Here is an 11,909-nt window from a genome sequence, read left to right on the forward strand (position 1 = left end):
TTATAATCCTACTTCTTGAATTTTTTTAGCTTTTTCATCAGCAATTAATGCATCAATAATTTTATCCAAACTACCTTCCATAACTGTTTTTAGTGAAGTTGAAAATCCAATTCGATGATCTGTAACACGGTCTTGAGGATAATTATATGTCCGAATTTTTTCACTTCGATCTCCAGTTCCAGCTAATTTTCTTAATCCACTTTCTTCTTCTTCGCGTTTTTGAATTTCAATTTCATACAAGCGACTTTTTAAAACTTTTAATGCCGTTTCTTTGTTTTGAATTTGACTTCTTTCATCTTGTGAAGTAACAACAATTCCAGATGGTTTATGTGTGATTCGCACAGCTGAATCTGTTGTATTAACCGATTGTCCCCCAGCCCCAGATGATCGAAAAACATCAATTTCAAGATCTTCAGGTTTAATTACAATGTTGACATCATCATCAATTTCTGGTAAAACTGTTACTGTTGCTGTTGAAGTATGTACTCTTCCTTGCGTTTCTGTTGCTGGTACTCTTTGTACACGATGCACACCACGTTCAAATTTCATTTTTGAAAAAACTTTTTCACCTTTAATGCTAAAAACGATTTGACTATATCCACCTGCTGAACCATATGTATAATCAATAATTTTTATTTTAAAATCCATTTCTTCGGAATATTTTTGGTACATTTTAAACAAATCACCCGAAAAAATATTTGCTTCATCACCCCCTGCTGCACCACGAATTTCAACAATAACATTGCGTTTATCATTTTCATCAACAGGTAATAGCAATTCTTTTAATTTTTCTTCTAATTCATTCATTTTCTTTAATTGATTATCAATATCATTTCTTGCAAGTTCAATTAATTCACTATCTTTTTCATTTTCTAAAATATCTTTAGATAATAAATAAAGTTCTTCAAAATCTTGGTATTTTTTAAAATAAACATAAATATCCTCAAGATCTGCTTTTTCTTTGGAGATTTTGGCATATTTTTTAATGTCATTATAAACATCGGGAGAGTTTAATTTTTGTTCAAGTTCTAAATATTGTTTCTTGATAGCAATCAAGGAGTCATACATTGTTTTTTCCATAATATATATAAGTATATTTTAAATAATCCAAATTTTATTAAAAATAATAAGGCATTTTCTTATATAATAATCATTGAATTTTCCATCAAGCCGTCATAGCTCAGGGGCAGAGCACTTCCATGGTAAGGAAGGGGTCGCTGGTTCAATTCCAGTTGACGGCACCATATATTCAAAAATATCAAATTCCAATGAAAAAAGCAGTCTTCTAAAAAAATATGAAGTCTGCTTTTTAATATATTTTTCTTATAATCTAAGCTGTTTAATTTGAAACAAAGATTATTTTTTATTTCTTTTTAGCTTTGAATTTGATTGGGATATTTGTTCAAGTTTCATTTTCTTTTCTATTAATATTATTAAAATATTGATGATTTGTAACTTTATCAACTTTCCAATTTTTTAGATCCTGATTAAATGCTTTTGCATCAGTAAACATTGATTTCATTGTTGTTACATTGCTTGTGTCCCAAATTGAAATATCTTGATTGAATTTCAATGCATTTTCAAACATGTTATTCATTTTGGTGACTTTTGTTACTTTTCAGTTTTTAATATTTCCATTAAACTCATTTGTATTTTGAAACATGTTACTCATATCAGTAACATTTGAAACATCTCAATTTCCAATTTCTTGGTTGAATTTTTTAGCGCCATTAAAAACTGAAGCCATATCAGTTATTTTTGACGTTTTTCATCCTGAAATATTTTGATTGAAACTTGCTGCATCTTTAAAAATACCACGCATTGTCGTTAAATTCTCAGTTTTTCAATTTGATATATTTTGATTGAATTTGCTTGCACGAATAAACAAGAAATCCATATTAGTTACATTTGAAACATTTCATTTAGAAATATCTGCATTAAAGTTATTTGCAGTATCAAACATATTTTTCATGGTTTTAACTTTAGAAGTATTTCATTTAGAAATATCACCATTGAATTTTGTTGCTCCAAAGAAAACGCCATCCATGTTTGTTATATTGCTTGTGTCTCATTTTTCAATGCCCTCAATTTTATCATTAACATTTTCTTTAAAAGCATCTTTTAAGCTTGTTATTTGCTTTGGAAGGGTTGTTGGAACTTTTTTAACTGTTTTGGGAACAGCTTCAATTTGTCCATTTTTAAAACCAATTTGAATCAGTTCGGTTCCATCCTTACTTAGAACTTGTTTTTGTTCAGTTTTTGTAATATTACATGATGCAGATATTAAAGGACTTCCTAAAATAATTGCATTCACACTCAATAATAAAACTTTTTTATTCATTTAATTTACTCCTTCAATTTTTAAAAACTTAATTTTAATATTTTTTTTTTTTTTTTTCTAAAATTAAGGGAGATTTTAATTAAAGAATTATCTAATTAAAAACAAAAAAATTATGAATTTAAACAAATTAAATTTTTTTAATTAAATTTGAGTAATCATTTTTTTAAAAAAAAATTAAATAAAAAAGCAGATATAACTGCCTTTAGAATTCATTTTCTTTTATAAAGATATGGCACGGGTAGCAAGACTCGAACTCACAACACACGGGGTTGAAGCCCGTTGTTCTACCATTGAACTATACCCGTAAAATAATGTAAAATGTTTTTTTAATAAAACATAAACATTTTACATTATTTTTTTTATTTTCGATTTTTTTGTTCGATTAAGTTTATGACATCGCCAATAGTTTTTATTTGCATTAATTCATCATCAGTTATTTCAATATTAAAATTCGATTCCAACTCTGATATCAAAATTACTAAATCTAAACTATCAACATTTAAATCTTTAATTAAAGTATCTAAATCAAATTTCTTTTTTGTAAGTTTACTTATTTTTTTAAATACTAATTCTTTAAAATCCAAATTCATAAGAGAAATTATAACTTATTTGTACTTATTTTATAACTCACAACACTTTTTTGTTTGTCATTATTTCATTTAAAAGTAATTAATAAATTTTGATCATCAATTTGTTTGTAGGCATAATCAACTTCACCATCTATTACAAGCATCCGGTTTAAAACGTCTTTAATAATATAAACGATCATTTCTTCATCAATCCATGCTTGTCCATTACGATAATTTAATTTTTCATAATAATCAGAACTTTTAATTTCTGGAAAAATTTCTTTTCATGGAACATCCTTTTTGTTTTTTGTTTCAATAATGTTTTGATCTTCATCTTGATTTTTATCATCAATTACTGAATTATTTTGATCCTCAGATTTTGAATCATCACTTATTTTTGAGTCTTCATTATTTTTATTCTCATTTGGATTGTTCGGTTTTTTATTATCTTGATTAATTTTATTTGCATCTTTTTTATTTGATTTTTGTTGCAAAATCACAAATGTTGCTGCTAATCCACAGGCAATTGCAACAATTGAACTAATTCCCAACCACAACCAAATTTTTTTCTTTTTTTCTTTCATTATTTATTCCCCATTTCTTCAATAAAATTCAAAGAATCAGCGTTTTTTATGATTTCAGCAAAATTTTTATACTTAATTTTGTGTCATTTTTCGTTCGTCAATCATCCTTTAATTGCTTTTGTTTTCATTTTTATTAACCCATTTTGTAAATGAAAAAAAGCTTTGGGAAAATCTTGAGCATAAGAAAGTTTGAAATCTTTTAGATTTTTACCAATATTTAAATTAATTTGATAACCAAAAATTCCACTATGTTTTAAAGGAATAAGCATCCCTAATTTTGCATAAGGATTTTGTTGTCCGACAACAACATTATCCAATTCCCTATCATAATAACTATATGAATCAACTAAAATCTCACTTCGATTAAAAGATTTATATTTTAGTTTAGTTTCATATTTTTCTTTAAAAGGACTAAAAATACTAGCTTGACCCAAACTTAAATCATAAGTATCAGAATTATCTAATGGATATTCTTCTTGGTCATTTTTATTTATTTTTGTTATTTCTAAGTCATATAATTTTTGATTAAGCAAACCTTGTTTTAATAAATTGGGTTTGAAAAATAAGTTGATATATTTTGTTTTGAACTGATGATTAACTTTGTTTTTGTCAACTCAATCTGAATAAGAATTAATTGAAATTTCAGATAAAACTTGAATATTTGTTTCTTTGCTAACCAAGATATTTTTTGATTTACTATTATTTTTTAATCAATATGTGAAATGCTTTGTTTGATTTCAATAACGCCCAATTTTATATTCAATTTCAAAATTTAAATTTAAAATATCTTTAAATTCAAGCTTATTTTTACTATCCAAATCACTGTTGTAACTAAAAACAAATTTGTTTTTCTCTTGATCAAAAGCCGGCAAAAAGTCAACTTTATTATTATTGATTAATCCAGTCACTCTTATTTCTTTAATATCAGCTAAATTATTTATATGCTCAAAAAAGACAATAAATTTATCATTTTTAATAATTCTTCGAATTTTTAATTTTGTAATTTCATTTGTGCTTGACCATTGATCTGTATAATCAACTTTTTTAGCATTAAAAATGAATTCTTCTGTTCAAGTGCTTTGCTTATTTTCGAAATTATTTTGATTTTGCTTATGAACAATATACATAATCAATAAATAAATCAACCAAATAATTTAATTTTTTATAATAAGCATTTTTTGATCAATTATCTAAGTATCAATATGGATTATTTTCATTTTTAATAAAATCAACAATGAAAATTTTTTTATAATCTTCACTTAATGAATTAATAAAAAAATCAAGAATTGAAACATTTTTAAATTGTGAATTGATTTGATTTTTATTTTTTTTAAGTTTCTGATTTAAACAAAAATCAACAATAAAAGCCCTTTTCTTTTGCAAGCTCATATTTTTTAAATCATTAATTTTATTTTCTAGCATCTTGTTATCTCCTACCAAAAACTTTAATTAAAAAACTAAAGAAAAAAAATAAAATGAAACTTAAAATAAAAGTATTTATAATAATAAATAGCATTTTTAAAAGTCTCATTAAATTAAATTAGGATCTAAATTATGGATAAAAAAATTAAAATTCAAAAAAGGATTTCTGAAATGGGTTTTTGCTCCCGTAGAGAAGCTGAAAATCTCATTAAAGAAAAAAAAGTTTATGTCAATAATCAAATTGCAGTTATTGGTCAAAGAGTCTTTTTTGATGATGAAATTAAAATTAATAACCAGATTTTAAAAAATCAAAATCAAAAATTTTATATCCTTTTAAATAAACCAAGAAACACAATTTGCACACTAAAGGATCCCCAAAATCGCCAAACAATTTATCAATGAATGAAACTTGAAAAATTTTGTTTTTCCATTGGTCGACTTGATTTTAATACAACGGGGGTAATTATTGTTACAAATGATGGTGATTTTGCTAATTTATTAGCACATCCTTCAAGCAATATTGAACGCGAATACATTGCGACACTAAAAAAACCTTTAAGTGAAAAAGAATTAAAATTTCTTAACTCCAATTTTGTGATGCTAAATAATAAATTTTCAAAACAAACTGTGAAAAAAATTGATGATTTTAATTATCTTGTTAAATTAAATGAAGGAAGAAATCACCATGTCAAAAATCTTTTTTTATTAGTTGATAATCTTGTTTTAAAACTGCATCGAAAAAGATATGGTATTTGGGATGATAAAAATTTAAAAATTGGTCAATTTCGCTATTTAGATGAAAATGAAATTCATTCTTATTTAAAAAAAATAAAATCAAACCACTTAAACTAGGGTTTGATTTTTTATTTATCAATGATTTTTTTGATTGCTTTTTCAATCAAATTAAAATCAGATTTAACTTTATTATTTGTATTGTTAAGATTTAAATTCATCTTCGCATATTTTAATCAGCCATTTTTGATATCTTTTGTAAAAGTAATTGCGCAATTTTTATTGTAATTTAGTTTATCCAAATTATCTTCATTGGAAATTGAAATTAAATTTAATTGATCTTTAACTGCAATTTTATAAGCTAATTGTAAATCATTTCCTTTTGCTAGTAATGTATATTGCGAAGGATTTTTTAAAACATAATATGCACCCAAAATAAAATTTGCTTTCGATGTATTTTCAGAGTTTCAACTACTATTAAATTTCGCAATGATTACAACTGGGGAAGTAGCTTTATTAAAATAATATTCGATTGCGCCAGCTAATTCATTTGCATCAGCTGGATAAAGAATTTTTAGTCCTTCAATTTGGTTTAAAATTGCAACTTGTTCTTCTTCTTGATATGAAATATTTGAATTTTTAAGTGAATTTAAATCATTATTAAAAATAAAAAGCATTTTTAAATTATTTGCTGCTGCTTGTTTTAGCCCAGGAATAAATAAACTTGCATCCGATAATGAATCAAAAATAATTGGTTTAAAATTCGAATGATAAAAAATCCCACAAGCAATTAACCCCATTGCTGATTTTTTCATTTCTAAAAATAATTTTCTTCCTTCAGGATTATTGAAATCATGCACACCACCTGCATTTTTTATTTTTGTTAATAAATCAAATAAAGAAGAAATTGCAATCGTGTTTTTATATTTATCAAAAACATTGTTCATGATTGTGATTAATTTTGCAGCTAAATCATTTTTATTCATCAAATAATTATCATTAACATTTTCTTTAATATTTTCATTTAAAAAATGCATTAGCTTATCTGAAGGCGTTCATTTTATAAATAATTCATTATTTTTTGCAAAAACTTTTTTATATTCATTGACAACATCAATATAGCAATCAAACAAATCACTTTTTTTGAAATTTGTTAAATCTTTAAATTCATCAATTTGTTCAAAACTTAAACTTGAAGATCTTGAATAATATCCTTCAAAATTAATGATTTTCATTTCTTGTAATGAAGTTTTAATTTCAATGATTGTTGGTTTATTGCTTTTTTTAGCTTTTGTGATTGCTTTTGAGATTGATTTATAATTTGCATCATTGATTTTTAAATATTTAAACCCATATGATTCATATGTTTTTTTATTGTTTATCATTGTCTTTTTAACATTAAAATTGCTTAAAAAAGAATTCGAATCATACAAGACAATCAACTTATTTAAACTAATTAATCCAGCATATTTTAGCGCCTCTTGGGCAATGCCAGTTTCCAAATCTTTTCTTGAAACAAAAGCATAAGTAAAATGACTTACTTCTTTAAATTTATTTGATAAATTAGCCTCAGCAACAGCAATTCCAACTGCTTGAGCAACACCATAACCTGGTTTGGTTGAAGATATTTCAATCCCGAATTTGTTATTTTTTGCAAGAAAATTTTGATAATTCGAAGTTGGTTTATTGATATTTTCCAAATCATTTTTGGAAATTAATCCTAACAAATATAATGTTGAATAATATGTTGGATTAGCATTGGCATCACTAAGAATGAACCGATCTCTTGCAATTCAATCGGGGTTTTTTAAATCAAATTTATAATGGAAAGCAAAAAGGGTATGAAAAATTTTTGCTGCACTAATATTAATTGGAATATTTGTTGTTTTCATATTTGCAATTTGCGCTAAAGAATTAATTTTAATGTTATCAATTGCAATGTTATTTATCTGTTTTTTTTTAAACATTTTCAATACCTTCAAAAATTAGTTTTATATTGCTTGGTTTTGTATTAATTAATGAATATATTCTTTGTTCTAACATAAAGATCATTTTTTTTGTTTCAAAAGACAAAATTGCATCTTTTTTCAATTTATATGAAATAGAAATTTCAAGATTATTTTTGTTAATGATTATTTTTGGTTTGATTGTTAAAATAATTGCATCTTGGGTTGCAAAAAAATCATCAATTGCTTGATGTATCGTTTCAATTTCAACCTTGAAATCAAAATTCATTTTTGTATCTACTGATATAAAATCATTCATACTATGCTCTTCCTACATATTTCCCAGTTTCTGTTGAAACCAAAATAACTTCGCCTTCTTTAATGAATAGCGGTGTTTCAATCACAAAATTAGTTTCCAATGTAACTTTTTTTTGTGCTGCTGTGGCTGTATTGCCTTTTACTGCATCAGGTGCTTCAGTAACTTTTAAAGCAACATTAGCTGGTAATTCAATATCTAAAACTTCTTCTTCAAATTTGCGAATAATTACACGCATTCCTTCTCTTAAAAAGTTTAATTCTCACTCAACATCTGCAACTGGAATTTCAATTTGTTCAAATGTATCTTGATCCATTAAAACAATGCTATCTCCTGAATTATATAAATAATCCATTGAGACTTTATCAATCATTGCTTTTTCAACTTTTTCACCACCAGTAAAAGACTTAATTGTTGTTGAACCAGATCTTAAATCTTTTGCTTTAACTTTAACATTTGCTTGACCTCGACCTTGTTTTGAATGTTGAAATTCCAAGACAACATAAATATTTCCATCTAATTTAAAAGTTACTCCTGGTTTTAAATCATTAACATTAATCATTTAATTTGCTCCTTTGATAATTTTTTATAATTTAATCCAAATTTTTAAATAAATTCAAACATTGATATTTGTATTACTTAAGAAATTATAAAGTATTAGATATTTAAAAAAACAAAATAAAATTGGGTTTTTATTGTTCTTAATAGAATAAAATTATTATTATGGAAAAATGACCTTATATTAATTTAAGTGAACTTGAGATAAAAAAATATCAAAAACTTATTGATAAATTAAAAAAATGAATTGAAAAAAAAGTTCTTGATGCAAATGCAAAAGGAATTGTTTTAGGTATATCTGGTGGTATTGATAGTGCTACTTTAGCAATGATATGTAAAGATATTTTTCAAAAAAATGCACATTTTTATTATTTAAAAACAAAAAAAGATCTTGAAAATGAAAAAGATATAAAAAAATTGAACGCAGTTTTAGATAATTCAATCAAAACAATCAATCTAAAAAAACAATTCAATTCATTATCAAAAAAATTTTCTTTGAAAAATAATTGAATCAAGGCTAATACAAAATCAAGGTTTTTTATGAATGTCTTGTACACAAAAGCTCAACAAAATGATTGTTTAGTATTAGGAACTGATAACTATAATGAATATTTTTTAGGTTATTTTACTAAGTGAGGTGATGGTGGTTGTGATTTATTACCATTTGCTAATTTATTAAAAAGTGATATTTATAAAATTGCAGCAATTTTAAAAGTTCCAAATTCAATAATTAAAAAACGACCAAGTGCTAATTTGTTAAATAATCAATATGATGAAGAAGAATTAGGATTTAGTTATGAAGAATTTGAAAAATATATCAAAAATCCTTTAGATTCCAATCCATTCACTGCTAAAAAAATCAAAGCATTGCACAAAAAAACTGCGCATAAAAGAAATCCAATTCCAAAAGGACCAAAATTATAAAAAGCACAAATCGTGCTTTTTATAATATTTTTTTAGTTCAATGTTCATATTGCGTATCATAATCTTCTTCTTTAATATTAATTACTTGACAATATAATTTAATAAGTCCATTTTCAAAATCAAATAATTTTTTTGGAAAATTATTTCAATAATTTATTGTTAAAAAATCATTGATTATTTTTTGATTGATTTGATATTTTAAATTAAGATCACCATTGTATCGAATTGGTAAATGATATCCTAATGCATCATTTTTAGTTGAATCTATAAATTCTTTTTTTGAATCATCTCATTGATTTTTTTTATCAATAAAATATTCAATTTTGTGTTTAAATTTTGTGTAATTTGTGATTTTTGATTTCAGATTGAAAGTTTTTTCCAAATCATTTTCCTTAATATAAACTTTATTAAAAAAGTCATAGACATAATTTCTTTTTGGAATAAAATGTTGATTCGGTGTTTTTAACTCAATATTTTGCTCAATTGCTTTATAAAAGAAATCATTTTGTTTCATATCCAAAAAATCAATATCATAAACCAAATGATTATAATAAGCTGTATTACTTCCAAATGGATCACTTTGAAGTTTTTTATCCCATTGAAAAATGAAATTAATTGATTCAATAAACTTCAATTTCAATTTATTTTCCTTGGTATTAATTTTTTTAAAATCAAAATTAGACTTAGTTAAATCAAAATCAAGAATAAAACTTAATTTACTTAATAAATCTCGCAATGAACGAAAACCAAAAAGAATTTTAAATGTTTTTAAATCTTCAAATTTAATTGGACTGTTGTCCTTAAATTTTTTGATTCTAAAACGCTTTTTTTGATTATTTAAATTCTCAACATCTTCAATCAATAAATCTTTACCATTTAATTGAAGAATTCTTTGTGTTGGTGTATCATAGGTGTGTCTTGGGGTTATAAACTCAATAATTCATGTGTTATTTTCTAAATTTCGAACAAAACTCAATTCAACAACATCACCTTTGTTTCTTAATCCAAGTGGATAAAATTTTTCGGGACTACGAAACGTTTTGTTTTCAACCAAACGAGCTTTAACACTAACTTGTTCTTGATATTCCTCTAATTTTTTTTGTTTTTGAATAATTTGATAACTATTATTTAATAGCATATTAGATCTTCCTTTTCTTTTACCATATTTGGTATATAAAAACTACATCATACTAAAAAGGAAAATATTTATTTTTGGGAAAATTATTGTTCTATTTATATTTCATATAAATATTGAATTTGAAATTCTCAAGTATATTTTTTTTGATACTTAAATGTTTTTAAATTATTAATCAAAAAGACATCACTTAATAAATTTTTCAATAAATTTCAATCTTCTATAAAATGTTGATTTAGAAATATTAAATGTTTTTCAAGAAACATTTTTTAAATCTTTTCTAAATAATATTGTTAGAAAAATTGAACGATCCAAATCAGAAAAATTATTGATTGTAAGTACAATGAATTTTTTGAAATTCTTAGCTGAAGATAACTTTTCATTTTTTATTTTTGAAAAATTGCTTATTTTCTTTTTAAATTCTTTTTCCAATTCATCATCCTCTTTAGCATTTATTTTTTTATTAGTTATATTTTCATTATTATTGTTATCTTTATTTTTTAGTGACTTAATTTCATCTTTGATGAATCTTTTAATCATTGGTTTCATAATAATTAAGTTCTTGAATTTTTCTTTATCAGCCAAAATTTTCTCCCTTCATCTTCATTTTAAATCGCTTTGAAAAATTTTCAATATAAGTGGGAATTCCAAAAAATTTTTATATATATAAAATATATATAAAAAATAAATATCAGTATTAAAAAATGCAACTTTTTTCAAAGTTACATTTAATTTCAAATATTTTTAATTTCTAAAGATATTTTTCGGGATGAATTTTTTTCATTTCTTTAATAAATTCTTCTTTGTCTAAAGATCCATATTTTTGCATTAATTCAACACATTCTTCATATTCTTTTTGTGCTCAGGCAATATCTTCAAATCCAGTTACGTTTGTCACATTTGGACCTTTGAAGAATTTGTAATTTTTAAAAAATAATTCAACTGAATGAAGTCACATCTTATCCAAATCATTTAATGATTTAATATGATCTAAACGATAATCATCTGCATGAACTCCAATTAATTTTGTATCAGTTTCACCTGAATCAATCATTTTCATTGCCCCAACTATTCTTACTTCAACAACACTTCCTGGCATAAATTTTTCAGGTGAATAAATTAAAACATCCAATTCATCGCCATCTCAATCAAGTGCTTCTGAAATATAACCATAATTTGCTGGATATTTAAATCCTTCACGAAGAATTCGATCAATCTTAATTTTTCCTGTTTTACGATCATATTCATATTTAATATTTGAATCTTTAGGAATTTCGACATTAACCAATATATTTTTCATAATAAAAATTTTATCAATTTTTTAGTTTTCTTATTTTTTTCCTAGATTTTTCACATTTTAAAAAAAATCCACAGAATAAAAC

The 11,909-nt window shown here is 24.1% G+C and carries 14 protein-coding genes and 2 tRNA genes; 3 read left to right on the forward strand and 13 right to left on the reverse strand.

Features of this window, described 5'->3' with window-relative positions; all coding sequences use genetic code 4:
• Window positions 1-1,080, reverse strand: a complete 1,080-nt coding sequence (gene prfA / locus D2845_RS01315; protein WP_110858238.1) for a peptide chain release factor 1 — start codon at window positions 1,078-1,080, stop codon at window positions 1-3.
• Window positions 1,081-1,169: 89 nt separating this feature from the next.
• On the opposite strand from prfA, the gene D2845_RS01320 reads away from it, so the two are divergent.
• Window positions 1,170-1,244: transfer RNA gene (locus D2845_RS01320), tRNA-Thr, on the forward strand.
• Between the two features lie 119 nt (window positions 1,245-1,363).
• Here D2845_RS01320 and D2845_RS01325 read toward each other — a convergent pair.
• The 6 genes from D2845_RS01325 to D2845_RS01350 all read right to left on the reverse strand — a co-directional run bounded on the left by D2845_RS01325 (window position 1,364) and on the right by D2845_RS01350 (window position 4,916).
• Window positions 1,364-2,341 carry a BspA family leucine-rich repeat surface protein gene (locus D2845_RS01325; protein ID WP_110858239.1) on the reverse strand — a complete coding sequence of 326 codons (978 nt, stop codon included), beginning with the start codon at window positions 2,339-2,341 and terminating at the stop codon, window positions 1,364-1,366.
• Between the two features lie 230 nt (window positions 2,342-2,571).
• Window positions 2,572-2,646 (reverse strand) — tRNA-Trp (locus tag D2845_RS06195).
• 54 nt (window positions 2,647-2,700) lie between these two features.
• Window positions 2,701-2,925: a phosphopantetheine-binding protein gene (locus D2845_RS01335; protein ID WP_002880883.1), complete on the reverse strand. Its 225-nt coding sequence runs from the start codon at window positions 2,923-2,925 to the stop codon at window positions 2,701-2,703.
• A 14-nt stretch (window positions 2,926-2,939) separates the two neighbouring features.
• Complete coding sequence (locus tag D2845_RS06200; protein WP_110858240.1) at window positions 2,940-3,494, reverse strand: MHO_1590 family protein; 555 nt, start codon at window positions 3,492-3,494, stop codon at window positions 2,940-2,942.
• Window positions 3,494-4,621, reverse strand: a complete 1,128-nt coding sequence (locus D2845_RS06205; protein WP_110858241.1) for an MHO_1580 family protein — start codon at window positions 4,619-4,621, stop codon at window positions 3,494-3,496. Before D2845_RS06205 ends, D2845_RS06200 begins: the two co-directional genes overlap by 1 nt.
• Window positions 4,605-4,916, reverse strand: coding sequence for an MG284/MPN403 family protein (locus D2845_RS01350; RefSeq protein ID WP_002880880.1), 312 nt, complete (start codon window positions 4,914-4,916; stop codon window positions 4,605-4,607). The genes D2845_RS06205 and D2845_RS01350 overlap by 17 nt, the downstream gene beginning before the upstream one ends.
• Window positions 4,917-5,048: 132 nt before the next feature.
• On the opposite strand from D2845_RS01350, the gene D2845_RS06210 reads away from it, so the two are divergent.
• Window positions 5,049-5,768, forward strand: a complete 720-nt coding sequence (locus D2845_RS06210) for a pseudouridine synthase (RefSeq protein ID WP_110858242.1) — start codon at window positions 5,049-5,051, stop codon at window positions 5,766-5,768.
• A gap of 11 nt (window positions 5,769-5,779) precedes the next feature.
• Here D2845_RS06210 and D2845_RS01360 read toward each other — a convergent pair whose 3' ends face one another.
• Genes D2845_RS01360 through efp form a run of 3 tightly spaced genes read right to left on the reverse strand, consistent with a single transcriptional unit; the run spans window position 5,780 to window position 8,472 of the window.
• The gene (locus tag D2845_RS01360; protein ID WP_002880878.1) at window positions 5,780-7,615 is read right to left on the reverse strand and encodes a transketolase family protein; all 1,836 of its coding nucleotides are present in this window, start codon (window positions 7,613-7,615) and stop codon (window positions 5,780-5,782) included.
• Window positions 7,608-7,913 (reverse strand): MMB_0454 family protein, encoded by a 306-nt coding sequence (locus D2845_RS01365; RefSeq protein ID WP_002880877.1) that lies wholly within the window; start codon window positions 7,911-7,913, stop codon window positions 7,608-7,610. Before D2845_RS01365 ends, D2845_RS01360 begins: the two co-directional genes overlap by 8 nt.
• A 1-nt stretch (window position 7,914) precedes the next feature.
• A complete protein-coding gene (efp, locus tag D2845_RS01370; protein WP_110858243.1) occupies window positions 7,915-8,472 on the reverse strand; it encodes an elongation factor P in 558 nt (185 codons plus the stop codon).
• A gap of 161 nt (window positions 8,473-8,633) precedes the next feature.
• Between efp and nadE the strand changes: the two genes are divergently transcribed.
• Window positions 8,634-9,392 carry an NAD(+) synthase gene (gene nadE, locus D2845_RS01375; protein ID WP_002880873.1) on the forward strand — a complete coding sequence of 253 codons (759 nt, stop codon included), beginning with the start codon at window positions 8,634-8,636 and terminating at the stop codon, window positions 9,390-9,392.
• Between the two features lie 19 nt (window positions 9,393-9,411).
• Here nadE and D2845_RS06215 read toward each other — a convergent pair whose 3' ends face one another.
• From D2845_RS06215 to D2845_RS01390, 3 genes are all read right to left on the reverse strand, one after another.
• Window positions 9,412-10,530 carry an MHO_1580 family protein gene (locus D2845_RS06215; protein ID WP_002880872.1) on the reverse strand — a complete coding sequence of 373 codons (1,119 nt, stop codon included), beginning with the start codon at window positions 10,528-10,530 and terminating at the stop codon, window positions 9,412-9,414.
• A 168-nt stretch (window positions 10,531-10,698) separates the two neighbouring features.
• Window positions 10,699-11,112 (reverse strand): hypothetical protein, encoded by a 414-nt coding sequence (locus D2845_RS01385; RefSeq protein WP_231992793.1) that lies wholly within the window; start codon window positions 11,110-11,112, stop codon window positions 10,699-10,701.
• 166 nt (window positions 11,113-11,278) lie between these two features.
• On the reverse strand, window positions 11,279-11,827 hold the full coding sequence (locus tag D2845_RS01390; protein WP_110858244.1) for an inorganic diphosphatase: 549 nt from the start codon (window positions 11,825-11,827) through the stop codon (window positions 11,279-11,281).
• Window positions 11,828-11,909: the final 82 nt, after the last annotated feature.

The sequence above is a fragment of the Metamycoplasma alkalescens genome, from assembly GCF_900476125.1.
In the GTDB taxonomy this organism is placed as follows: Bacteria; Bacillota_I; Bacilli_A; order Mycoplasmatales; family Metamycoplasmataceae; genus Metamycoplasma; species Metamycoplasma alkalescens.